General features: G+C 63.7%; 22 protein-coding genes. 13 read left to right on the top strand and 9 right to left on the bottom strand.

Going from position 1 to position 22,003, the window contains the following annotated elements:
• The first annotated feature begins 175 nt into the window (after nucleotides 1-175).
• On the top strand, nucleotides 176-697 hold the full coding sequence (locus JJ959_RS15005; RefSeq protein WP_292885094.1) for a CIA30 family protein: 522 nt from the start codon (nucleotides 176-178) through the stop codon (nucleotides 695-697).
• Nucleotides 698-724: 27 nt separating this feature from the next.
• On the opposite strand, the gene JJ959_RS15010 is transcribed toward JJ959_RS15005, so the two are convergent.
• The 5 genes from JJ959_RS15010 to JJ959_RS15030 form a co-directional block, all read right to left on the bottom strand.
• The gene (locus JJ959_RS15010; protein WP_292885096.1) at nucleotides 725-1,426 is read right to left on the bottom strand and encodes a copper resistance protein B; all 702 of its coding nucleotides are present in this window, start codon (nucleotides 1,424-1,426) and stop codon (nucleotides 725-727) included.
• A 3-nt stretch (nucleotides 1,427-1,429) separates the two neighbouring features.
• On the bottom strand, nucleotides 1,430-3,253 hold the full coding sequence (locus JJ959_RS15015; protein ID WP_292885098.1) for a copper resistance system multicopper oxidase: 1,824 nt from the start codon (nucleotides 3,251-3,253) through the stop codon (nucleotides 1,430-1,432).
• Nucleotides 3,254-3,286: 33 nt separating this feature from the next.
• Nucleotides 3,287-3,847: a cupredoxin family protein gene (locus tag JJ959_RS15020; protein WP_292885101.1), complete on the bottom strand. Its 561-nt coding sequence runs from the start codon at nucleotides 3,845-3,847 to the stop codon at nucleotides 3,287-3,289.
• A 76-nt stretch (nucleotides 3,848-3,923) separates the two neighbouring features.
• Nucleotides 3,924-4,130, bottom strand: a complete 207-nt coding sequence (locus tag JJ959_RS15025) for a hypothetical protein (protein WP_292885104.1) — start codon at nucleotides 4,128-4,130, stop codon at nucleotides 3,924-3,926.
• A 239-nt stretch (nucleotides 4,131-4,369) separates the two neighbouring features.
• Entirely contained in the window at nucleotides 4,370-4,918 is a 549-nt protein-coding gene (locus tag JJ959_RS15030; protein WP_292885107.1) for a hypothetical protein, read from the bottom strand.
• Nucleotides 4,919-5,187: 269 nt separating this feature from the next.
• Between JJ959_RS15030 and JJ959_RS15035 the strand changes: the two genes are divergently transcribed.
• Together JJ959_RS15035 and JJ959_RS15040 are read left to right on the top strand one after the other, a co-directional pair.
• Nucleotides 5,188-5,910 (top strand): transporter substrate-binding domain-containing protein, encoded by a 723-nt coding sequence (locus JJ959_RS15035; RefSeq protein ID WP_292885109.1) that lies wholly within the window; start codon nucleotides 5,188-5,190, stop codon nucleotides 5,908-5,910.
• A gap of 76 nt (nucleotides 5,911-5,986) precedes the next feature.
• Nucleotides 5,987-7,216: an aminotransferase class I/II-fold pyridoxal phosphate-dependent enzyme gene (locus JJ959_RS15040; RefSeq protein ID WP_292885112.1), complete on the top strand. Its 1,230-nt coding sequence runs from the start codon at nucleotides 5,987-5,989 to the stop codon at nucleotides 7,214-7,216.
• A gap of 133 nt (nucleotides 7,217-7,349) precedes the next feature.
• On the opposite strand, the gene JJ959_RS15045 is transcribed toward JJ959_RS15040, so the two are convergent.
• Nucleotides 7,350-8,342 (bottom strand): NAD(P)-dependent oxidoreductase, encoded by a 993-nt coding sequence (locus JJ959_RS15045; protein ID WP_292885115.1) that lies wholly within the window; start codon nucleotides 8,340-8,342, stop codon nucleotides 7,350-7,352.
• Nucleotides 8,343-8,476: 134 nt separating this feature from the next.
• On the opposite strand from JJ959_RS15045, the gene JJ959_RS15050 reads away from it, so the two are divergent.
• Entirely contained in the window at nucleotides 8,477-9,382 is a 906-nt protein-coding gene (locus tag JJ959_RS15050) for an allantoinase PuuE (RefSeq protein ID WP_292885117.1), read from the top strand.
• Nucleotides 9,383-9,389: 7 nt separating this feature from the next.
• On the opposite strand, the gene JJ959_RS15055 is transcribed toward JJ959_RS15050, so the two are convergent.
• Nucleotides 9,390-9,983: a TetR/AcrR family transcriptional regulator gene (locus JJ959_RS15055; protein ID WP_292885120.1), complete on the bottom strand. Its 594-nt coding sequence runs from the start codon at nucleotides 9,981-9,983 to the stop codon at nucleotides 9,390-9,392.
• 155 nt (nucleotides 9,984-10,138) lie between these two features.
• On the opposite strand from JJ959_RS15055, the gene JJ959_RS15060 reads away from it, so the two are divergent.
• From JJ959_RS15060 to JJ959_RS15070, 3 genes are read left to right on the top strand one after another with little or no spacing between them, the layout of a single operon-like run.
• Nucleotides 10,139-12,502, top strand: coding sequence for an MMPL family transporter (locus JJ959_RS15060; RefSeq protein WP_292885122.1), 2,364 nt, complete (start codon nucleotides 10,139-10,141; stop codon nucleotides 12,500-12,502).
• Nucleotides 12,503-12,506: 4 nt separating this feature from the next.
• Nucleotides 12,507-13,319, top strand: coding sequence for an outer membrane lipoprotein-sorting protein (locus tag JJ959_RS15065; protein ID WP_292885124.1), 813 nt, complete (start codon nucleotides 12,507-12,509; stop codon nucleotides 13,317-13,319).
• Nucleotides 13,316-14,533, top strand: coding sequence for a hypothetical protein (locus JJ959_RS15070; RefSeq protein WP_292885126.1), 1,218 nt, complete (start codon nucleotides 13,316-13,318; stop codon nucleotides 14,531-14,533). The genes JJ959_RS15065 and JJ959_RS15070 overlap by 4 nt, the downstream gene beginning before the upstream one ends.
• A gap of 68 nt (nucleotides 14,534-14,601) precedes the next feature.
• Here JJ959_RS15070 and JJ959_RS15075 read toward each other — a convergent pair whose 3' ends face one another.
• On the bottom strand, nucleotides 14,602-14,808 hold the full coding sequence (locus tag JJ959_RS15075; RefSeq protein ID WP_292885129.1) for a hypothetical protein: 207 nt from the start codon (nucleotides 14,806-14,808) through the stop codon (nucleotides 14,602-14,604).
• A gap of 454 nt (nucleotides 14,809-15,262) precedes the next feature.
• On the opposite strand from JJ959_RS15075, the gene JJ959_RS15080 reads away from it, so the two are divergent.
• The gene (locus JJ959_RS15080; RefSeq protein WP_292885132.1) at nucleotides 15,263-16,201 is read left to right on the top strand and encodes a division plane positioning ATPase MipZ; all 939 of its coding nucleotides are present in this window, start codon (nucleotides 15,263-15,265) and stop codon (nucleotides 16,199-16,201) included.
• Here JJ959_RS15080 and JJ959_RS15085 read toward each other — a convergent pair.
• Nucleotides 16,198-16,683, bottom strand: coding sequence for a GNAT family N-acetyltransferase (locus JJ959_RS15085; RefSeq protein ID WP_292885135.1), 486 nt, complete (start codon nucleotides 16,681-16,683; stop codon nucleotides 16,198-16,200). The two genes, JJ959_RS15080 and JJ959_RS15085, sit on opposite strands and share 4 nt — an antisense overlap.
• Nucleotides 16,684-16,798: 115 nt before the next feature.
• On the opposite strand from JJ959_RS15085, the gene JJ959_RS15090 reads away from it, so the two are divergent.
• The 5 genes from JJ959_RS15090 (at nucleotide 16,799) to pgmG (ending at nucleotide 21,973) form a co-directional block, all read left to right on the top strand.
• Nucleotides 16,799-17,539, top strand: a complete 741-nt coding sequence (locus tag JJ959_RS15090) for a VWA domain-containing protein (RefSeq protein WP_292885138.1) — start codon at nucleotides 16,799-16,801, stop codon at nucleotides 17,537-17,539.
• Between the two features lie 13 nt (nucleotides 17,540-17,552).
• Nucleotides 17,553-18,275 carry a hypothetical protein gene (locus tag JJ959_RS15095; RefSeq protein WP_292885140.1) on the top strand — a complete coding sequence of 241 codons (723 nt, stop codon included), beginning with the start codon at nucleotides 17,553-17,555 and terminating at the stop codon, nucleotides 18,273-18,275.
• Between the two features lie 105 nt (nucleotides 18,276-18,380).
• The gene (gene galU / locus JJ959_RS15100; RefSeq protein ID WP_292885142.1) at nucleotides 18,381-19,250 is read left to right on the top strand and encodes a UTP--glucose-1-phosphate uridylyltransferase GalU; all 870 of its coding nucleotides are present in this window, start codon (nucleotides 18,381-18,383) and stop codon (nucleotides 19,248-19,250) included.
• A 15-nt stretch (nucleotides 19,251-19,265) separates the two neighbouring features.
• On the top strand, nucleotides 19,266-20,594 hold the full coding sequence (locus JJ959_RS15105; protein ID WP_292885144.1) for a UDP-glucose/GDP-mannose dehydrogenase family protein: 1,329 nt from the start codon (nucleotides 19,266-19,268) through the stop codon (nucleotides 20,592-20,594).
• On the top strand, nucleotides 20,591-21,973 hold the full coding sequence (gene pgmG, locus JJ959_RS15110; protein ID WP_292885147.1) for a phosphoglucomutase/phosphomannomutase PgmG: 1,383 nt from the start codon (nucleotides 20,591-20,593) through the stop codon (nucleotides 21,971-21,973). Before JJ959_RS15105 ends, pgmG begins: the two co-directional genes overlap by 4 nt.
• The last annotated feature ends 30 nt before the right edge of the window (nucleotides 21,974-22,003 follow it).

Raw genomic sequence — 22,003 nt, forward strand, 5'->3', positions numbered from 1 at the left:
TTATTCGTTGCGGCCACGATAGCCGATCCGAGGGCGCTTGAAACGGCATTGCGCTGCCTTAGTCTCTCCTTTCCGTTCCACGGAAACCCGGAGCCGCCCTGTGCCGTCCCGCCGTACAGCCCTCGGACTTCTGACCGCTGCGGCCCTGTTTCCCCTGACTGCCCGGAGACCCGCCATGGCCGCGACCTTTCCCGTGATCGACGATCTCTCCCGTCCCCATCCCGAAGCCGCGACCGGGGCCGCATGGGAACTGGTTTCGGACCGGGTGATGGGGGGGGTCTCCGGCGGAACCATGGCCCGCGCGGAAGTCGGGGGACGCAAGGCGCTCCGGATGCGCGGCGAGGTCAGTCTTGAGAACAATGGCGGGTTTCTGCAGATCGCACTCGACCTCGCGCCGGGCGGCGAGAGCATTGACGCGCGCGGCTGGCGCGGGATCGAGCTCGAGGTCCTCGGCAACGGCGAGGAATACAACCTGCACCTTCGGACCGACGACGTCGCGCGCCCCTGGCAATCCTACAGGCAAAGCTTCGTCGCCGACCCGGTCTGGAAGAGCGTGCGTCTGGATTTTGCGGATTTCACCCCGCACAGGCTGGAGGCGCCCCTCAACCTGAAGAAATTGCGGCGCATCGGCCTCGTCGCGATTGGCCGGGCCTTCACGGCGGATCTGGCCGTGGCCGGGGTCCGGTTCTATGCCTGAGCATGTCGCCGTCTCCCGGCCGCAGCGTTAGAACATCAGCCTCATGCCGACGACGAAGGAAACGACGTCGTCATCTTCGCCCTCGGACCGGACCAGCCGGCCGCTCTCTCCGAGGGTCCGTTCCCAGTGCACGCCGATATAGGGCGCCACCGCCCGGTCGAGCAGGTCGTAGCTCAGGCGTCCGCCGAGCTCGAGCTTCGGCCCGAAGGCGGCCCGCCCCGTCGCCTCGTCGTCGGCAAGCGGGATGTCGAGTTCGATGCTGGGTGTGAAGATGATCCGGTTGGTGATCAGCCCCTCATATTCGACCTCGAAGCGGGCCGCCGGGTACTCCGAGAGATAGAGGTCGGCATCCACCTCGAACCACTGCTTGGCCAGACCGTGCAGGCCGAGCACGCCATAGGTCCGGCGCGGTCCTTCGTCCGGACTGTCGTAGCGCACGCCGGCAACGGCATCGAAGAAGTCGGAGACCGGAACCTGCAGGCGCAGCTGGTTCTCCAGCGTCTCGAACTTGTCGGGCGAGGCGGCGTATTCCGCCTCGCTGCGCAGGACGAATTTGAACTCGTCCCTGCCGACGAAGGCGTCGGCGTCCCAGGCATAGGCTTCCGAGCCTTCCCCGCTGCGCCATTCCAGTTGTTCGGCCTGGATCCCCCAGAGCCACTGCTCAGCCGAAGCGGGAGCAGCGAAAAGCGCTGCCGAAAGGGCGGAAAGTAGTGCGAATGACTTCCGCATCCCTCAGCCCTCCGTCTTCTTCGACGGGAGCGCCGCGGCCTTGCCTTTCGGACCGCCCTCGACAATGACCTTGCGGAACATGCCGCTGTCCGCGTGGTAGGAGAGGTGGCAGTGGAAGGCCCATTCACCCGGTGCGTCGACTTCCGTCTCCATGTAGACGGTGGTGCCCGGCGCCACGCTGACCACGTGCTTGACCGGGTTCCACTTGCCCTTGCCGGTATCGAGGATCGACCACATGCCATGCAGGTGCATCGGGTGGGTCATCATCGTCTCGTTGACGAACTTGAAGCGCACCCGTTCGCCGTAGGTCAGCCGGATCGGCTCTGCATCGGCGTATTTGATGCCGTTGATAGACCAGATATAGCGCTCCATGTTGCCGGTCAGACGCAGTTCGATCTCGCGCGTGGCCTCGCGGTGCTCATAGAGCGGTCTCTGGGCGCGGAGGTCGTTGTAGGAGAGGAATTTGCCGCCGTTTGCGGCCGTCGGCGTCAGGCCGCTGCCCGGGGCATAGAAAGGGTCGCCGCCGGCCATCATCCCGTGCGCGCTGTGATCCATCTGCCCCTGGCCCGCGCTGCCGTGGTTCATTCCCTGCATCACGGTGCCGTCGGGCATCGTGTGCGATCCGGACATCTGGCCGCCGCCATGGTTCATGCCCTGCATCACCGTGCCGTCGGGCATCGTGTGGCTCATGCCGGACATGGTGCTGCCGTCGGGCATGGTGTGGCTCATGCCGCCATGCCCCATGCTGCCGTGATCCATGCCTTCGTGCGCCATGCCCATGTCGGCCATGGTGAGGCGCGGCGGCTGGCGCAGCTCGGGAACCTCCGCCGCCATGCCTTCTGCGGTCGCCAGCGTGCCGCGGACGGAGGCGGTGCGGGCCATCGACTCGGCGAAGATCGCGTAGGCTTGGTCCTCCTTCGGCTGCACGATGACGTCGTAGGTCTCGGCAACGGCGATGCGGAACTCGTCGACCGGAACCGGCAGGACATTGTTCCCGTCCGCCTGCACGACCGTCATCTTCAGGCCCGGGATGCGGATGTCGAAATAGGTCATTGCTGAGGAATTGATGAAGCGGAGCCGGATGCGTTCGCCCGGCGTGAACAGCCCGGTCCAGTTCTGCGCCGTGCTCTTGCCGTTGATCAGCGGGGTGAAGCCCTGCAGATCCTCGATATCGGTCGGCATCATCCGCATATCGCCCCAGTCCGCCCGGTCCGCAAGTGCGGCGTCGAAGCCCTGCTCGCGGCTGTCCTTCAGGAAGTCGAACAGGGTGCGCTGCTGCCGGTTGTAATAGTCCGGCATCATCTTGAGATTGCGCAGGATCCGATTGCCGGAATGCGGATGCGCATCGGTCAGCTGGATCACGTATTCGCGGTCGTAGCGGAACGGTTCCCGCTTCTCGGGCTCGATGATGATAGCGCCGTAGGCCCCGTCCGGTTCCTGGAAGCCGGTATGGCTGTGGAACCAGTAGGTGCCGCTCTGCACGATCGGGAAGCGGTAGGTGAAGGTCTCACCAGGCGCGATCCCGTCATAGCTGATCCCCGGAACCCCGTCCTGCTGGTAGGGCAGGATCAGGCCATGCCAGTGGATCGAGGTCGGCTCGGAGAGGTTGTTCGTCACATTGATGGTGACGTCCTCGCCTTCCTTGAAGCGCAGGACCGGTCCGGGCGAGGTGCCGTTATACCCGATCCCGGAGCGCGTGAAGCTTCCGGTATCGACGGTGACCCGGTCGACGGTGAGATTATATTCGCCGGCCATGGCGGCGCCGGAAAGCGCGGCCGCCAGACCGGCACCGAGCAGGGACGCCCGGCGCAACAGTCCAAAGGACATTGCTGTACTCCTTGAGAAATACGGTACCGGGGATCAGTGGCTCAGCTTGACCGTGCCGTGCATGCCGGTCTCGTAGTGGCCGGGCACGTTGCAGGCGAACTCGAGATCGGCATGTTTCGGAAAGGTCCAGATGATCTCGCCGGTCTTGCCGGGCTCGAGCAGGACGCTGTTCGGCTCGTCGTGCATGCCGTGGCCCATGGAGGCCTGCATTGCCTTCGCCGCTTCATGATTGATGCGGTCCGGCTCCAGGACCCCGTGCTCGACCATCATCATCATCTCAGGACGGTGCGCCTCGTGCATCGCGGCGGTTGCGATATTGAACTCGTGCACGAACTCGCCGGCATTCTTGACCACGAAACGGATCGTCTCGCCTTCCTTGATGTCGAGGGATTCGGGCTCGTAATAATTGTCGTACATGGTGATCTCGATGGTGCGGGACACCTTCGCGGGGTCGCCCGGCTGACCGATCTTCATATCGTGCATCATTCCGTGCCCGCCGGAATGCGAGCCGGCTGCGAGGGCTGCGCCGGAGGAGATAATGGCAACGGAGAGGGTGGCGCCGAAGACGGCGCTCAGTGCTTTGGAACGGGACATGAGTCTTTCCTTCACGATTTGACGAAACTTCTGGATGAAGCCCGTAGGTGGGCTTCGGAAAACGAATGAAGTCGCGTCAGCCTCGTGGAGGCGGCGTGTCGGCGGCGGGCGGGTTGCCCTGGAGCTGGAGGTCCTGGATATGGAACCGCCAGCGGCCGGCATAGTCCGCCGGAAGATAGGGCTGGTAATCCGCCAGATCGATGGCGCCGAGACAGTGGGGCGTGATCATGTGGGGGCAGGCCGCCGGCAAGCAGTCGGACGGGTCAGCATCCCCAAATGCCACGGCCGAGTCTCCTGAAACGGCAGAATGCATCGCCGGGCCGCTCCCGCTTCCGGGCATTACATGCCCGAACGACGGTGCCGCGGTGATCAGAAGGATCGCGAATGCGAGTAATGCCGAGCGCCACATGACGCCTTATGCGGAGTTTCCACCAACTGGAAGGTCAAGAGGTAAAGGAGGAAAGCGAAGCCAAGGCACCGGAAAGAGGAGGAGACGCGGCGGTGCCGCGTCTCCGGACAGGCTCAGGGGCAGGCGGGAGGCGGAGGAGGAGCCTCGCCGTTGCGGCACTGATTGATGTAGGTTTGCGCGTCGGCCGGCGTCATTCTGCCGTTTCCGATCATGGTCCTGAACGGTTCCTCGCAGAGCGTGCTCCCGCCCGCCGCCATCTGCGCGACGGCATTCAACCGGGTGAGCCAGTTCAGGGGATCGACGCCGCAGATATTTGCCGGTGCTCCGGGCATGGTCAGGGCCCCGGGAAAAGCACCGCCGATCGGGGTATTCCCCTCGCAGGTCGGGTTCCCGGGATTGATCCGTACCGTGAGGTGCATCGGGGTCCCGCGGTTGAACGTGACATGCACGTCGGTCGCGCCGTCGGTCAGACCGCAAACCCAGAGATTCTGCGTTGTCGGGCTCAGGGTCCGGCAAAGCCCTTCGTTCTTCGCGTTTCCATAAAGGGTCAGTCCCTCGCAATTGGTGACAGCCAATGCCGGGAACGGAACAGCGGCGAGAGCGCAGATCGTCGTCGCCAGTACGGCTCTGCGGATGGCGGTGGGGCGGGTTTTGGGTGCCATTGGAGTCTCCGGAAAAATGGTCGAGATATCTCCGAAGACCGATTTCGGACCGGATTTGTGAACGGAAATCGTTCTGTTTCCTTCCCGTGCCGGGCACCGCATGCGAACAGCCGCCAGTTAGCTCTAATTTTATCTTTTCGTCCGAAATTTATGAGATTCTACAAAGACTTCCCCCGGAATCTGATGAGCACTATAGTGTGACCTTCGATAGTAGCGGAGGCGGTCCGTAAGAGCCTTCGGCGCGTCAGGTGTGAGGGAGAAAAACCGGGATGATCGAGATCGAGGATTTCGGACTGTCGGAACCTGGAAAGCTGAGGGCGGCGATCAATCTCGGCAATATCCTGCTGGTGACGGGAAAGAACGAGACCGGCAATCCGACCGGGGTTTCGCCCTCCATGGCCGCTGCGATCGCGCGGCATCTCGGGTTCTCGGTCGTCTACAACACCTATCCGTCTCCCGGCGCCGCGGCGGACGCGGTTGACCGGGACGAATGGGACATTTGCCTCATCGCCGAAGACCCGAAGAGAGCCGAGACCATAGAGTTCTGCGGCGCCTATGCCGAGATCGAGGCGACCTATCTCGTCCCGGCCGGCTCGAAGATCCAGAGCATCGAAGAGGTGGACCAGCCCGGTATCCGGATCGCGGTCTCCGAGCGGTCCGCCTACGACCTCTACCTGTCCCGCGCGCTCAAGCATGCGGAACTGAAGCGCGCGCCGGGTCTTGCCGCAGCCTTCGAGCTGTTCCAGAGCCAGAAGCTCGACGTGCTCGCGGGGCTGCGTCCGGCGCTGCTGGAGAATGCCGAGAGCCTGCCTGGCTCGCGGGTCCTCGACGGTGCCTATACGGCCGTCCGTCAGGCGGTCGGCGTGAAGCCGGGTAATCCTGCCTTCGCAAAGGCGGTAAAGCGCTTCGTCTCGGATGCGAAGTCGAACGGTCTCGTCGCCGGGCTGATCAACGAGTTCGGGCAGCGCGGAAGATTGTCCGTCGCCTCCTGAAGCTGCTCTGGCCAGCCGCGCCGGGCTTTGTTAGGTTTCGCCGCACCGCATCATTCCCTGCAACGGATCGGGACCCATGTCCGAGCTCGAAACCCTCACGGCTGCCTACCGTAACCTGAAGTCACGCAACCAGAATATCGACATGACCCGGGGCAAGCCCTCGGCCGCCCAGCTCGATCTCGCGGCGGGCATGTTCGATCTCGTCCATAGCGACGATTGCCGTGGCGAGGACGGGACCGACTACCGCAACTACGGCATCCTTGCGGGCATTCCGGAGGCGCGGAAGCTCTTCGCCGACCTGATGGAAACGACGCCGGACAGGGTGATCGTCGGCGGCAATGGCAGTCTCGCGATGATGTATGACGCGTTGGCCGGCGCCGTCACTTTCGGCGTTCCGGGAGGCGAGGGCCCCTGGAAAGGGGCGAAGTTCCTCTGCCCGGTGCCAGGCTACGACCGGCATTTCGCGATCTGTGAGCGGCTCGGCATCGAGATGCTGCCGGTCGAGATGCTGGACGATGGGCCGGACATGGACGCCGTCGAGACGATGGTCGCCGAGGATGCCTCGATCAAGGGCATCTGGTGCGTGCCGAAATATTCCAACCCGACAGGTGCGGTCTATTCGGATCTCACGGTGGACCGGCTGGCGGCGATGAAATGCGCCGCGCCCGACTTCCGCATCATCTGGGACAATGCCTATGTGGTGCATCACCTGACGGGCGAGATCGCCCGGGTGAAGAACATCCAGAAAGCGGCCGAGGCGGCGGGCAACCCGGACCGGATCCTGACCTTTGTTTCGACCTCCAAGATCAGCCTCGCCGGAGCCGGGGTTGCTGCGATGTCGGCCTCCGAGGCCAACGTGAAGGACGCACTGGAACGCATGTTCTTCGCAACCATCGGCCCGGACAAGATCAACCAGCTGCGTCACGTCCGTTTCTTCAAGGATCAGGCCGGGATCGAAGCGCACATGAAGAAGCATGCCGAGATCATCGCACCGAAATTCGCCGTGGTGGAGAAGGCGCTGTCGGAAGCTTTCGCAGGCACGGACCTCGCCAGCTGGACGAAGCCCGAGGGCGGCTATTTCGTCAGCGTCGACCTCTCGGACGGCTGCGCCGCCGAGACCGTCAGGCTCTGCGCCGAGGCCGGAGTGAAGCTGACCGCCTCGGGTGCCTGCTTCCCCTATGGCAAGGACCCGCGCGATCGCAACATCCGCCTCGCCCCGACCATGCCGACCCCCGACGAGCTGGAGCGGGCGATGGAAGTGTTCTGCACGACGGCGAAGATGGTGTGCCTGAAGAAGAGAGGGTGAGAGGGAGTTCTCAGCGCCCTCTAATTGTCGCCATCCCGGCGCAGGCCGGGACCCAGAGAGCATAGAGCGGAGACCTGGATCCCTGGGTTCCGGCCTGCGCCGGAATGACGTTTTTTGTTTGAATGCGGGAGCCCTAGCTGTTCCCCAGCCAGTAATCCGAGTAACCGTCCGCCCATTCCTTGAAATCCCGGAAATTCCGCTCCGGCTTCAGCTCGGGTGACCAGCGCAGCGCCTCCTTCAGCCGGTCGCTGACCAGGAGCTGGCGGTCAGTGTCGCCGTGCAGGTTCACCGTCGGCTTCTCGTCCTCTTCCGCAAGCCGCCAGGAGAAATCCGGATAGGCGCCGGCCAGCATCTCGCACCAGTCGGCCGTGCTCCAGGGTGTCGAGCAGCTGATGTTGAAGACGTCGTAGGGCCGCTCCGTGGTGTTGATCAGGCGGACCAGGGCATCGGCAATGTCGCGGCTGTAGGTCCAGTCGCGCATGTCGCGGTAGCGCAGCGTCGCCTCGCCGCCCTTCAGTGCGATCAGCGAGGCCTGCATCTGCGGGCTGAGCGTGTCGCGCAACCCGCTGTCGACCTCCCACGGTCCGAACACGCCGGACAGACGGACGCTGAAAAGGTCCATCTCCCAGAGTTCCGCCAGCCGCCGGGTGATGCATTCCGAGGCGAACTTGGTGGTGGAGTAGAGATTGTGCGGCCAGGCGGGCAGGTCCTCGGAGAGCGGCTTGTCGCCGAAGGCGGTTGAGCCGTAGGCGGCGGTGGAGCCGACATTGATCACGCGCGCGAGGCCGGCATCGCGTGCGGCCTCGAGTGCGGCGGTGAAGGCCATCAGGTTGACCTCGAGGATGGAGCGCGGCGCATTGGCGTCCCGTTCAGGGCCGGCTGTGACGGCCGCGGCGCAGAACATGCGGTCGACATTGTGCTCTTTCAGGGCCGCGAGCAGCACGCCGTCCGCCAGGGCATCGCCGACGACCTCAACGCATTCGCCCGGATGCGTCGCGAAGGCGCGTTTCGCGGCGGCCGGGATCGGGCGCCGGTCGAAGACCACGGCGGTCTCCCCGGTCTTCAGCAGCGTCTCCGCGATATTGAGGCCGACGAAACCGGCGCCGCCGAGGATCAGGACCGCCATTCTTCTCTCCCGTATCTGAATTGGTCGTCCCCAGAGCCTAGTGCGTCGCCGGAAATTGCCAAGTGTCATCCGGGGCATCGCCGCGCTCGCGCACACGCGCTAATCTGATCCGGAGACAAAGGGGAGCCAGACATATGAGCGATTATCCGCGAGATCTCGTCGGTTACGGAGCCAACCCGCCGGATCCGCACTGGCCGGGCGGCGCGCGGCTAGCGGTCAATTTCGTCATGAATATCGAGGAGGGCTCGGAATATTCGATCCCCGACGGTGACGGGTTCTCGGAGACGGGGCTGACGGAATCGCCGGGCTCGCCGAACGATCCGGGGAGCCGTGATCTCGCCGCGGAATCGATGTTCGAGTACGGCAGCCGTGTCGGTTTCTGGCGCCTGCTCCGGCTCTTCGAGGAACGGGAGATGCCGGTCACTTTCTTCGCCTGCGCTCTTGCCGTCGAACGTAATCCCGAGATGGCGGCGGCAATGAGGGAGAGCGGGAACGACATTTGCTGCCACGGCTGGCGCTGGATCGAGCATTTCAAGCTCTCCCACGATGAGGAGCGCGAGCAAATCCGCAAGGCGGTTGCTTCCCTCAAGAAGACCCTCGGCCACCGGCCGCTCGGCTGGTATTGCCGCCACGGTCCGGGTGAGGCGACCCGGGAGTTGCTGGTCGAGGAGGGCGGCTTTCTCTACGACAGCGACGCCTATAACGACGAACTTCCCTACTGGACCGAGGTGAAAGGCACGCCGCATCTCGTGGTGCCCTATTCGCTGGTCCATAACGACTCGAAATTCTCCCGCGGCTGGCTCAATACCGGCCAGCAGTTCTTCGAGTTCATCCGCGACGGGTTCGACATGCTCTATGCTGAAGGGGCAACGCAGCCGAAAATGATGTCGATCGGCCTGCACACGCGCCTGATCGGGCATCCGGCTCGGGCCGCGGGCCTCGCGCGGCTGCTCGATTACATCAAAGGCTTCGAGGATGTCTGGGTGACGGGACGGCTGGATATCGCGCGGCACTGGCGCGAGACGCATCCCTACAGGTAGCAGTCCGTCAGTCCGGCGCGTGGGCCTTCAGGAAATCGTCGACCGCGGCCTCTATGGTCGCGAGTGCCTGTTCCTGCGACCAGTCGCAGCTGCCCGAGAACATGGTCTGGATCATGAACGGTCCGGCCACCAGTCCCTGGAACTGGGCCGCTGAGAGAACCGGGTCCGATTTTTTCATCAGGCCCTGTACCTGCATCTGCCGGAAATAGTCGGCGAGTTCGTTGCGCATCTTTCCCGGGCCTTCGTTCCAGAAGGTCTGCCCGATCAGCGGGAACTGCTCGACCTCGCCGATAACCGTCCGCATCAGGCGCTGCTTGTCGGGATCGGTCACCTTGCCGACGACCAGCCTCGCGCTCTCGATCAGCACCGACCGGAGGTCGCCGGAAAAATCGATGTCGTTCGGCGAGGGCTCGCCGAAACCGGCGCACATCCCGCCCATGACAGTGCAGAACAGATGCTCCTTGCTTTCGAAGTAACTGTAGACGGTGCGCTTCGAGACGTTGGCCTCGGCTGCGACCTTGTCCATCGACGTGACTTCGTAACCCTGTTCCGTGAACAGTTTGCAGGCCGCCTCGACGATCTGCCGTTCCTTTTCGGTCAACGGTCCGCGCTCAGGAAAAATCTGTTCAACGTGCGCCATGGGCCTTGAAGTGATCCAGTACACTGACTAGTTTACGGAAACTACACCGTTCAGTGTAGTTGCATTGTTACGCTTTCAAAAACAATAGCACGTTCTCGTGACCGCAGGAGGGGCCGATGTCGGACGAACGTTCCACAGTGCGAAAGTCCAGTTGGGTGACGGACTATGCTCACTGGGTGATCCGCTGGCGCTGGGCGGTGATTGCCGCCTCGATACTTGTCGCCTTTGCCGCCGCTGCCGGCGGCCAGTTTCTGACTTTTTCGACCGACTACCGGGTCTTCTTCAGTAAGGAGAACCCGCAGCTTCAGGCTTTCGAGTCCCTGCAGCGGATCTATCTGAAAGAAGACAACGTCTCCCTTGTTCTGCAGCCCGACGAAGGCGAGGTCTTCCAGCCCGCCGTGCTCGCCGCGATCCGGGACCTGACCGAGAAGGCGTGGAAGACACCTTACGCGACCCGGGTCGACAGCCTGACCAACTTCCAGAACAGCACGGCCGACGGGGACGATCTCGTGGTCGACGATCTCGTTCCGGGGAACAGTCCGCTCGACGCGGAGGATCTTTCTCGTATCCGGACCGCCGCCCTGGCGGAGCCGTTGCTGACCGACCGCATCATCGCGCCCGATGCCCGGACGACGATGGTCAACATCACGCTCACGCTGCCGCAGGAGAAACTGACCGAGACGCCTGAGGCGATGGCCTATGTGGATGGTCTGGTTGGGGAGTTCAAGGCGGCGCATCCGGACATCACCCTGGCGGTGACCGGCTCCGTCGCTCTCAACAATTCCTTCTCGGTCTCGGCCCAGAACGACATGCAGACGCTCGTCCCGCTGATGTACGGCGTGCTCCTGCTGGTGATGGCCGTGCTGCTCCGGTCCGTCTCAGGAACATTCGCGACCCTGCTGGTCATCGCCTTTTCCGCGCTGACGGCGATGGGCCTTGCGGGCTGGGTCGGCATCCAGCTGACACCGCCCTCGGTTACGGCACCGACGATCATCCTGACGCTGGCGATCGCGGACTCTGTCCATATCCTGATCAGCCTGTTTCACGGCATGCGGCGCGGTCTCGGCAAGCGCGAGGCGCTGGTCGAGAGTCTCCGGATCAATTTCCAGCCGGTCTTCCTGACCAGCCTGACCACGGTCATCGGTTTCGCAAGCCTGAACTTCTCCGACGCCCCGCCGTTCCGCGATCTCGGCAACATCACGGCCATGGGTGTGGTCGCGGCCTGGTTCTTCTCCGTCGGTTTCCTGCCCGCGATGATGGCGGTGCTGCCGGTCCGGGTGAAGGTCCGGGAGGAGGAGCAGTCGGCGGCGATGGAGCGGCTCGCGGAGTTCGTCATCGCCCGGCGCAGCCAGGTCATGTTCGGCACGCTCGCGCTGGTCGCATCCTTCGCCGTGTTCATTCCGCGGATCGAGCTGAACGATCAGTTCGTGAAGTATTTCGACGAGAGCATCCCGTTCCGCAACGATACGGACTGGGCGATGGAGCACCTCTCCGGGATCTATCAGGCCCAGTGGTCCGTCCCGGCTGCGGGCAGCGGCGGTGTTTCCGATCCGGATTACCTGAAGCGTCTGGAAGGCTTCACCGAATTCCTCAGGGCGCGCGGCGAGGTCGTCCACGTCATGACGCTGACGGACATCTTCAAGCGGCTGAACCGGAACATGCATGGCGACGATCCGGCGATGTACCGCCTGCCGGACGCGCGTGACCTTGCCGCGCAATACCTGCTGCTTTTCGAAATGTCGCTGCCGTTCGGGCTCGACCTGAACAATCAGGTCAATGTCGACAAGTCGGCGGTCCGGGTGATCGCGACGCTGGAGAATATCAGCACCAACGATCTGCGGGCGCTCGACCGGGAATCGTCGGCCTGGCTCTCTGAGAACTTCCCGAGCGCGGCGGAAACCCGGGCGTCGGGGCCGTTCGTCATGTTCGCCTATATTTCCGAGCGCAATATCGAGGGCATGCTGACCGGCACCTTCCTCGCCTTCGTGCTGATCTCCGTCACGCTCACCATCGCGCTTCGGAGCCTGAAACTCGGCGCTATCTCGCTCGCACCGAACCTGATGCCGGCGGCCATGGCTTTCGGTTTCTGGGGTCTCACCGTCGGCGAGGTCGGCATGGCCTCCTCGGTGGTCACCGCGACCAGTCTCGGGATCATCGTCGATGCGACGGTCCACTTCCTCTCGAAATACCGGCGCGCCCGGGTCGAGAAGGGCGCCGATGCCGAGGACGCGGTGCGCTACGCTTTCTCGACAGTGGGCACCGCCCTTTGGGTCACGACCGCCATTCTGGTCGCCGGCTTCGCGGTGCTCGCGCTCTCCACCTTCAAGATCAACGGGTCGATGGGGCTGCTCACGGCGGTCACGCTGGTCATGGCCATCGTCATCGACTTCCTCCTTTTGCCGGCCCTGCTGCTCCTGCTGGACGGCCGGCGCAACGACCGGGAAGCCGGGAAGGCTCCCCTCGCTCAAGCTGCGGAGTAGGAAAATGGGAAAACTGCAAAGACTTCTCGCCCTGGCGGTGCTCGCCGTCAGTCCGGTGCTGCAATCCGCCTATGCGGAGAGTCCAGAAGACAAGGGGCTGGCGATCGCCGAGGAGACCGACCGCCGGGATCTCGGCTGGGGCGACAGCGACGTCGTGATGCAGATGATCCTGCGCAATGCCGAGGGGGAGAGCAGCGTGCGCGACCTGCGCCTGCGCTCCCTTGAGGTGCCGGAGCGCAAGCTCGGGGACAAGAGCATCACCGTCTTCCACAAACCCCGGGATATCGAGGGCACGGCCTTCCTCTCCCATACCAGGATCCTCGACCCGGACGACCAGTGGCTCTATCTGCCGGCCCTGAAGCGGGTGAAGCGGATTTCCTCGAAGAACAAGTCCGGCCCGTTCGTCGGTTCCGAGTTCGCCTATGAGGATCTGGTCAGCCAGGAGGTCGACCGCTACGCCTACAAATGGCTGAGAGACGAGGCCTGCGGCGAGGCGGCGCCGGATCGGGAATGCTTCGTCGTCGAGCGGACGCCGCTCTACGAGCATTCCGGTTACACCAAGCTGGTCAGCTGGGTGGACAAGCGGGACTACCAGCCGCGTAAGGTCGAGTTCTACGACCGCAAGGACGCGTTGCTGAAGACCCTGCTGATGCTCGATTATCGGCAGTATCAGGGTCAGTACTGGCGCACGCACCGGATGGACATGGTCAATCACCAGACCGGCAAGTCCACGACGCTGACCTTCGAGGATTACAGCTTCAAGGTCGGCCTTTCCGAAGACGATTTCGACAAGAACCGGCTAAAGCGCGTGCAATGAGATCCGGGTCCGCTCACCTGGCGGCGGGGCTCTGCCTCGCCGCTCTTTCTTTGCCGGCCGGCGCCGAAGAGCCCCGGTTCGACGCCACCCTGGAGCTCGGAACCGAACTCCGTGTCTTTCCGAACGCTCCGGCCTACGCTGCCCAGCGCGACCGGACCCTGGGCCCGTCGCTCTATCTCGAGCCGGAATTCACCGCGGACTGGAACGGCGGCGACGACCGTCTCACGCTGGTGCCCTATGCCCGCTTCGACCGCGACGACGACCGGCGCACCCATGCCGATATCCGGGAGGCGAACTGGCTGCATATCGGCGACGGCTACGATCTCGTCGTCGGCGCCGACAAGGTCTTCTGGGGGGTAACGGAATCCCGTCACCTGGTCGATATCATCAACCAGAGCGACGCCGTCGAGGATGTCGATCTCGAGGACAAGCTCGGCCAGCCGATGGTGCAGCTTGCCGTGCCGAGCGACTGGGGAACGGCGAGTTTCTTCGTCATGCCGTATTTCCGTGAACGGACGTTCCCCGACCGTAAGGCCCGGCTCAGCGGCGGCGCCCGGGTGGACAGCAATGCGAGCTACGACTCATCTGCAGAGGAATTCCATCCGGACCTCGCCGTACGCTGGTCCCATGTGATTGGCGATTTCGATGTCGGCTTGTCGCATTTCCACGGCACCAGCCGCGAGCCGAGGCTGCTTAAGCTGGATGCAGGCGATCCGACCAATCTCACGCCGCATTACGACCTGATCGACCAGACCGGGCTCGACCTGCAGTACACGACCGATGCCTGGCTCTGGAAGCTGGAGGCGATCGGGCGCGGCGGGCACGGCGACTATTTCGGGGCCGCAGTCGCTGGCTTCGAATACACCCTCTTCGGGATTGCCGGAACGGACATGGATCTCGGCCTGCTGGCGGAATACCAATATGACGGCCGTACCGAGAACGGCGACGCGCCCGGCGTGCTCGGCAACAATGACACGTTTTTCGGTACGCGGCTGACGCTGAACGATGTCGACGACAGCTCGCTTCTGGCTGGCGCGGTCGTCGATAACGAGGACGGCTCGACCCTGCTATCGCTCGAAGCGGAGCGCCGGATCGGCGACAGCTGGAAGGTCGAGGCGGTGGCCCGTTTCTTCGTGAATGCGGATCGCCGCAACCCGCTCGTTGGCTATGAGCGGGATGACTTTTTCAGCCTGACGCTGATCCGCTACTTCTGAACGCTCTCCGGTCCGTCGTCTGCGGGAAAGCGCAGAACGGACCGGAGTGCCTGTCTGGCTACCGAGATCTAGTGCAGTGCCTCTTCCCAGTCGCGCCGCCTGACCAGAACGGGATCCAGATCCTGTTCCGAGGGCAGGAAGACCCAAAGCCCGACCTCCGGAGAAGACGGATCGTCGTGTCCCTGAGCTTTCGCGATCTTGCCGACCCGATTGTAGAGCAATGCATGAATGTCGCCGGTATACCGTGCCGCCCGGCTGTCCGTTCCAGGATTCATCACCACCTCCCACACCTAATGGCGACACCAGTTGACGAAAATCCGTGACGGAGGTGAAGGCCGCCTCCCAATAAAATGTTCGAAAATTCAAAAAAAATCGGTCTGGATTTTGTTGAGTGCCGCTTCTGGCGAGGGAAATGGTCGATTTTGCGATTTTTCCAGCGTTTACCCCAATTTTTTTGCTGATTTGGGCCTGAAAGTCGGAAAACTGGCGATCTGCATATTTTTTGGCGACGTGTCGTGCGGCGGTGCGAAATGCCGGTTCATGAACCGGTCAGAGTAAGTCCGTTCGGGAGCGCATGCCCGCCCGACGGTCGTCGCCGGCAAGCCCCAGCATTCGCCGGGCCGGGGAAAAGGCCGCCCGGCGCTGGCGCATGCAGCGGTGCGGCTTCGCTCTTTACGCGCTAGGGTACCGGAGATATGAACCGGTGAGGTCCATTCGCGAGGTGTAGAAGTGAGCGACCAGTCCCAAGGGACAAAGCCCGAAGCGCAATCGCCCCTCGGCAAGGCCGATCCGGCGACTGTCATCGTCTTCGGCAACGAGAAAGGCGGATCCGGCAAGTCGACCGGCTCCATGCATGTGATCGTGGCTCTGCTCCGGCTCGGTTTCAAGGTCGGGTCGCTTGACCTCGACATGCGGCAATGGACGCTGACGCGGTATCTTTCCAATCGCGCGGCCTCGATGCGCAATGACGGCATAGAACTGCCGATGCCGATTCACGTCTTTCTCTCGCGAAGTGACAAGCCGAACCGCGCGGAGGCGGAAGCCGAGGATCGCAAGCGCTTCGAAGCGGTCCTTACTAAGCTCCGCTCGGAATGCGATTTCGTCGTTGTCGACTGCCCGGGGACCGACACCTATGTCGGCCGTCTCGCGCATGGCTATGCCGACAAGCTGGTGACGCCGATCAACGACAGTTTCATCGATCTCGATATGCTCGCCAACGTGGACGGCAAGACTGGCGAGATCATCAAGCCGAGCGTCTATGCCGAGATGGTCTGGGAGGCGCGCAAGCAACGTGCCGTAAGGGGCGGTGCGCCGCTCGACTGGATCGTCATGCGCAATCGGCTCTCGAGCCTCGCCGCGCGTAACAAGCAAGAGATGGAGCGCGTCGTCGCCTCGCTCGCCAAGCGGGTCGGGTTCCGTGTCGCGCCGGGCTTCAGCGAGCGCGTGATCTTCCGCGAACTCTTCCTGCGCGGCCTTACCATGCTCGACGTGTTCGAAATCGGCGACAGCGGCAAGCCGCAGCTCTCCCATGTCGCCGCCCGTCAGGAAGTGCGCGGTCTGCTCAACGCGCTGCAGCTTCCGAACCGCACACCGACGCCGCATGACCGGACGTCCGATTACGAGGCGATCGAAACGCCGTCTTTGATGGGGGAAGGCGAGGATAGCTAGCGCCAGGTCGATTGTGCCGCCAGCCCGGTCAGGCGCTCGTTGCTGAGCTCGAAATCGGCGGCCTGGTACTGCCGGCTGCCGATATGGTGATAGAAGTCGATCGCGGTCCTGTTCGTCGGCAGGCACTGCCAGACCATCCAGGCCCCCTCGCGGGCCAGGGTTTCGGCGGCGACAGCTCCGATCAATGCGCGCCCCGCGCCGCTGCCGCGGGCCCAGTCCTCGACATAGAGATCCAGCATGTGGATGCCCGGGGTCCCGAGGCCGATATTGAAACTGTCAATGAACAGCGTGTAGCCGAGCAGGTCCTTGCCGTTGTCGGCAACCAGGCCGTCGAAACGCTTTGCCGGCCCGAAACCGTACTTGATCACGTCGTCCGGGCCGAAAGGCGGTGGCGGCATACCTTCATGGTCGGACAGTTTCGCCGCCATTTCGGCGACCCGTTCGGCATCCTCTTGCTGGAGCGCCCTGATGTCGAACTCCATGTCGGTCTCCTCCGGAAAGGCGATTGCCGGTGGCAAATCAGGGGGCGCCGGGCTGGAAACCGGCGGCCGCGATGCAACATAATGCTAAAGCATTGTGGAAAGTGAAGCAGCGAACATGAACACGCGGAAAAAAGGCGCAGGAGCTGTAGAGACCCGGCAAACCGCCGGAGGGCCGGTCTCGAGCCAGTCCGACATCGACGCCTTTCTGCGCCAGGTCCGGGCCCGTCCGGCCGCCGCACCCTCCGAACGTCCCGGCAGGCTGGTCTTCGCGATGGATGCGACGGCCAGTCGCGAGCCGAGCTGGGACCGCGCCTGTCAGCTTCAGGGCGAGATGTTCTCGGAGACCGCCGCGCTCGGCGGGCTGTCGGTGCAGCTCGCTTACTACCGCGGCTTCGGGGAATTCAAGGCCAGCCCGTGGCTCACCGAAACCGGCAAGTTGCTGCGTGAGATGACCGGGGTCTTCTGCCTTGGCGGCCAGACCCAGATCGGGCGCCTGCTGAAGCATGTCATTGCCGAGACGAAACAGGAGCGGGTGCAGGCCGTGGTCTTCGTCGGCGACGCCTTCGAGGAGGATATCGACGTTGTCTGCCACCAGGCGGGCGAACTCGGTGTGCTCGGGGTGCCGGTATTCATCTTTCATGAGGGGGGAGACCCGCTGGCACGGCGCGCGTTCGAGCAGATCGCCCGCCTGACCAAGGGGGCGTGCTGCCCGTTCGACGCCAGCAGCGCGCAGCAGCTCCGCGACCTGCTCGGCGCCGTCGCGGTCTATGCGGCCGGGGGCAGAAGGGCCTTGCAGAACTTTTCCGAAAGACGGGGCGGCGCCGCATTGCAGCTGACGCATCGTCTCGGCCGCTAGGAGGAGTGCGCAGGTGCAGTTTCTGATACTGGGCGCGAGCCTTCTCGTCGGGTTCGGACTGATCGGCTACTGGTTCATGAATGCCGATCCGGCGAAGATCCGCCAGACCGCAAAGTGGGTCGGTCTTATTCTCCTCGGTCTTGCCGTGGTCGCGCTGATCTTCTTCCGGCGGTTCGACTGGCTGATGTATGCCGGTGTGGTGGTGCTGCCGTTCCTGCTCAGGGCCGGCGCGCTGTTCCGGCGCTTCCGCAACGCAGTAAAGACGGCCCGGGGGCCTTCGTCGGGACAAAGCAGCTCGGTGCGGACCGCGACGCTGGCGATGACGCTCGATCATGACAGCGGCGGGATCGATGGCGAGGTCTTGCGCGGGCGGTTTTCCGGTGCCCCGCTGTCGGAGCTATCGCTTTCAGAGCTGCTCGAACTGCTGGAGGATTGCAGCCGGAACGATCCCCAATCGGTGGCTGTTCTGGAAAGTTATCTCGATGCCGCTCACGGACCGGACTGGCGTGAGGCCGCCGCGTCCGCGACAGGCTCCCGTGGTGCTCACCGTGACTCTTCCGGCGCTATGACGCGCGCGCGGGCCCTTGAAATTCTCGGGCTTGAGGAGGGGGCGGACGAGGCGGCGATTCGCGACGCGCATCGGCGGCTGATGATGGTCAATCACCCGGACCGCGGCGGCTCCGATTACCTCGCGGCCCAGATCAACGAAGCGAAAGACGTGCTGCTCGGCTCCTGAGCCAAGCGATCCTTGCGGTTTTCTCCGGTTATGTGCCAATAACGGTGCGCTCTACCGGAAGCCACGGTCGGGCGGCGTATCCAGATAACGAATCGAGGTTCAGATATGCCAGTGCCAGTTCGGAAGGCAATCTTTCCGGTTGGGGGGCTTGGCACGCGATTTCTTCCGGCGACGAAGTCGATGCCGAAGGAAATGCTACCGGTCGTCGACAAGCCGCTGATCCAGTATGCCGTCGAGGAGGCCCGCGCCGCGGGGATCGAGGAGTTCATCTTCGTCACCGGCCGGGGAAAGTCCGCGATAGAGGATCATTTCGATCACGCGTTCGAGCTGCAGTCCATGCTCAGGGACCGTTCGAAGAAGGATGCGCTGAAGGTCGTCGAGGCGACCATTCCGGAGCCGGGGCAGTTCTCCTATACGCGCCAGCAAGAGCCGCTCGGTCTCGGTCACGCCGTCTGGTGCGCGCGGAACTTCGTCGGCATGGAGCCCGTCGCGGTGCTTCTCGCGGACGACCTGATCCTCAGCGCTGCAGGGTGTCTGAAGCAGATGGTCGACGCCTACAACAAGGTCGGCGGCAACATGGTTGCGGCGATGGAGGTCACCCGTGAGGAGACCCAGTCCTACGGCGTGATCACGCCGGGCGAGGTCAACGGCCGCCTGATCGAGGTCCGCGGTCTCGTCGAGAAGCCGAAGCCGGAAGACGCGCCGTCCAATTACGCGATCATCGGGCGCTACATCCTGCAGCCCAAGGTCTTCGAGGACCTCGCACGCTTCGAGAAAGGCGCGGGCGGGGAAATCCAGTTGACCGACGCCATGGCGCGCCAGCTCGGCCTGCAGCCCTTCAATGGCTACCTGTTCGACGGCACCCGCTTCGACTGCGGCAACAAGGTCGGCTTCCTCGAGGCCAACATCGCCTATGCTCTCGACCGTCCGGACATGGCCGACGCCGTCCGGGCCTTCCTGAAGAATTACGCCTGATAACGGAGCGAATTCATGCGTATTGCCATGATCGGTACCGGCTATGTCGGCCTGGTGTCCGGAGCCTGCTTCTCTGAGTTCGGGGTCGACGTCGTCTGCGTCGACAAGGACGAGGTGAAGATCTCCCGGCTCGACCGGGGCGAGATCCCGATCTTCGAGCCGGGGCTCGACGATCTGGTCGCGAACAATGTGCGGGCCGGACGGCTGACCTTCACGACCGACCTTAAATCGGCGGTCAGGGAGGCGGATGCGGTCTTCATCGCCGTCGGTACCCCGACCCGCCGGGGCGATGGCCACGCCGATCTCTCCTACGTCTATGGCGCGGCCAAGGAAATCGCCGAGGCGATGGACGGTTATACCGTCGTCGTCACCAAATCGACGGTCCCCGTCGGCACCGGACGCGAGGTCGCGCGGATCATCCGGGAGACCCGGCCGGACGCCGATTTCGATGTCTGCTCCAATCCGGAGTTCCTGCGCGAGGGCGCTGCGATCAGCGATTTCATGCGGCCCGATCGCGTGGTGATCGGAACGGAAAGCGAGCGCGCCCAGGAAGTGATGCGCGCGATCTACCGGCCGCTCTACCTGATCGAGACGCCGATCGTCTTCACCACGCTGCAGACCAGCGAGCTGATCAAGTACGCCGCGAACACCTTCCTTGCGACCAAGATCACCTTCATCAACGAGGTCGCGGATCTCTGCGAGAAGGTCGGCGCGGACGTGCATGACGTCGCCCGCGGGATCGGCCTCGACGGCCGCATCGGGCGGAAGTTCCTGCATCCGGGACCGGGCTACGGCGGGTCGTGCTTCCCGAAGGATACCCTGGCTTTGGTCAAGACGGCGCAGGATTACGACGCGCCACTGCGTATCGTCGAGACGGTCGTCGACATCAACGACAAGCGCAAGAAGCAGATGGCGGAGAAGATCATCGCCGCCTGCGGAGGATCCGTCTCCGGCAAGACCATCGCCGTGCTCGGCCTGACCTTCAAGCCGAACACAGACGACATGCGCGACAGCCCGAGCCTCGATATCGTTCCGGCGCTGCAGGCGGCGGGCGCGAAGGTCAAGGCCTACGATCCGGAAGGCATGAAGGAAGCGCGTGAAATGCTGCCCGGCGTCGAGATGTGCGATAACGCTTACGCGACGATGGAAGGCGCGGATGCGGTCTCGATCGTTACCGAGTGGAACGAGTTCCGCGCGCTCGACATCGAGCGGGTGAAGAAACTTCTGAAACAGCCGCTGATGGTCGATCTCCGCAACGTCTACAATCCGGATGACATGCGGAAGGCCGGCTTCGACTATGTCTGCGTCGGGCGCGGCACCACCGAAGCCGGGGCCCCGAAATGAGCGCGCATCAGTTCCCGCCGACCATCCTGCGTGAGTACGACGTCCGCGGCGTGATCGGCGAGACCCTGAGCGCCGCCGATGCCCACGCGCTCGGCCGCGCCTTCGGCACCCGCGTGGTCCGCAACGGCGGGACGAAAGTCTCCGTCGGCCGCGATGGCCGTCTGAGCTCGCCGGAGATGGAAGCGGCGGTGGTCGAGGGCCTGATGGCCTGCGGCCTGCACGTCTTCCGCCTCGGCGGATGCGCGACCCCGATGCTCTATTACTCGGTCTACGCGCTAGAGACCGATGGCGGGATCATGATCACCGGCTCGCACAATCCGCCGAACTACAACGGCTTCAAGATGATGCTGGGCACGGGGCCGTTCTTTGGTGCCGACATTCAGGATCTTGGCCGGATCGCGGCGGCGGGCGATTACGAGAACGGTGCGGGATCGTCCGAGGAGGTCGATATCCTCGACAGCTATGTCGACCGCCTGCTGCGCGACGTGAAGATGGGGCGTCAGCTCCGCATCGTCTGGGATTGCGGCAACGGTGCCGCAGGCCCGTCGGTCAACCAGGTCTGCATGCGGTTGCCCTCGAACCACAAGGTGCTGTTCCCGGAAGTCGACGGAACCTTCCCGAACCATCATCCGGATCCGACCGTTCCCGAGAACCTCGAGGATCTTGTCGCCGAGGTCGCCGCGCGCGACGCGGATCTCGGCATCGCCTTCGACGGCGACGGCGACCGGATCGGCGTGATCGACGACAAGGGCCGGGTGCTCTGGGGCGATCAGCTTCTGACCGTGCTGGCCGAGGACGTGCTGAAGGAAAATCCGGGCGCAACGATCATCGCCGACGTGAAGGCGAGCCAGGTGTTGTTCGACAAGGTCGCGGAGTTCGGTGGCAAGCCGCTGATGTGGCGCACCGGACATTCCCTGATCAAGACCAAGATGGCCGAGACCGGCGCGCCGCTGGCCGGCGAGATGAGCGGGCACATCTTCTTCAAGGACCGCTATTACGGCTTCGACGACGCGCTCTACGCCGCGATCCGTCTGGTCGAGGGGCTGAGTCACCGGACGGAGAGCCTCTCGGAGATCCGGGATGCCCTGCCGCAGGTGATCAACACGCCGGAAATGCGCTTCCAGTGCGACGACACCCGCAAGTTCGATGTCGTCCGGGAAGTGAAAGACTGGCTTTCGGGACAGTCCGGCATCGAGGTCTCCGACGCCGACGGCGTCCGGGTCAATACGCCGGACGGCTGGTGGCTGCTGCGCGCCTCCAACACCCAGGACGTGCTGGTCGCCCGCTGTGAGTCCCAGACGAAAGAGGGCCTGGAGCGGCTGAAGGCGCAACTCCGCGACGCTCTGATAGCGGTTGGTGAGACGCCGCCGGATATCTGATTGGATTTCTAAGTGAACATTTTCAGCGCC

The sequence above is a fragment of the Nisaea sp. genome (assembly GCF_017640745.1).
Classification (GTDB): Bacteria; Pseudomonadota; Alphaproteobacteria; order Thalassobaculales; family Thalassobaculaceae; genus Nisaea.

Excerpts from the sequence above, each read along its gene's own strand:
- JJ959_RS15030 (WP_292885107.1), bottom strand. The coding sequence starts at position 4,918 with ATGGCACCCAAAACCCGCCCCACCGCCATCCGCAGAGCCGTACTGGCG.
- galU (WP_292885142.1), top strand. The coding sequence starts at position 18,381 with ATGCCAGTGCCAGTTCGGAAGGCAATCTTTCCGGTTGGGGGGCTTGGC.
- JJ959_RS15075 (WP_292885129.1), bottom strand. The coding sequence starts at position 14,808 with ATGAATCCTGGAACGGACAGCCGGGCGGCACGGTATACCGGCGACATT.
- JJ959_RS15035 (WP_292885109.1), top strand. The coding sequence starts at position 5,188 with ATGATCGAGATCGAGGATTTCGGACTGTCGGAACCTGGAAAGCTGAGG.
- JJ959_RS15085 (WP_292885135.1), bottom strand. The coding sequence starts at position 16,683 with ATGGAGTTCGACATCAGGGCGCTCCAGCAAGAGGATGCCGAACGGGTC.
- JJ959_RS15070 (WP_292885126.1), top strand. The coding sequence starts at position 13,316 with ATGAGATCCGGGTCCGCTCACCTGGCGGCGGGGCTCTGCCTCGCCGCT.
- pgmG (WP_292885147.1), top strand. The coding sequence starts at position 20,591 with ATGAGCGCGCATCAGTTCCCGCCGACCATCCTGCGTGAGTACGACGTC.
- JJ959_RS15015 (WP_292885098.1), bottom strand. The coding sequence starts at position 3,253 with ATGTCCTTTGGACTGTTGCGCCGGGCGTCCCTGCTCGGTGCCGGTCTG.
- JJ959_RS15020 (WP_292885101.1), bottom strand. The coding sequence starts at position 3,847 with ATGTCCCGTTCCAAAGCACTGAGCGCCGTCTTCGGCGCCACCCTCTCC.
- JJ959_RS15105 (WP_292885144.1), top strand. The coding sequence starts at position 19,266 with ATGCGTATTGCCATGATCGGTACCGGCTATGTCGGCCTGGTGTCCGGA.
- JJ959_RS15050 (WP_292885117.1), top strand. The coding sequence starts at position 8,477 with ATGAGCGATTATCCGCGAGATCTCGTCGGTTACGGAGCCAACCCGCCG.
- JJ959_RS15065 (WP_292885124.1), top strand. The coding sequence starts at position 12,507 with ATGGGAAAACTGCAAAGACTTCTCGCCCTGGCGGTGCTCGCCGTCAGT.
- JJ959_RS15010 (WP_292885096.1), bottom strand. The coding sequence starts at position 1,426 with ATGCGGAAGTCATTCGCACTACTTTCCGCCCTTTCGGCAGCGCTTTTC.
- JJ959_RS15040 (WP_292885112.1), top strand. The coding sequence starts at position 5,987 with ATGTCCGAGCTCGAAACCCTCACGGCTGCCTACCGTAACCTGAAGTCA.
- JJ959_RS15045 (WP_292885115.1), bottom strand. The coding sequence starts at position 8,342 with ATGGCGGTCCTGATCCTCGGCGGCGCCGGTTTCGTCGGCCTCAATATC.
- JJ959_RS15090 (WP_292885138.1), top strand. The coding sequence starts at position 16,799 with ATGAACACGCGGAAAAAAGGCGCAGGAGCTGTAGAGACCCGGCAAACC.
- JJ959_RS15060 (WP_292885122.1), top strand. The coding sequence starts at position 10,139 with ATGTCGGACGAACGTTCCACAGTGCGAAAGTCCAGTTGGGTGACGGAC.
- JJ959_RS15005 (WP_292885094.1), top strand. The coding sequence starts at position 176 with ATGGCCGCGACCTTTCCCGTGATCGACGATCTCTCCCGTCCCCATCCC.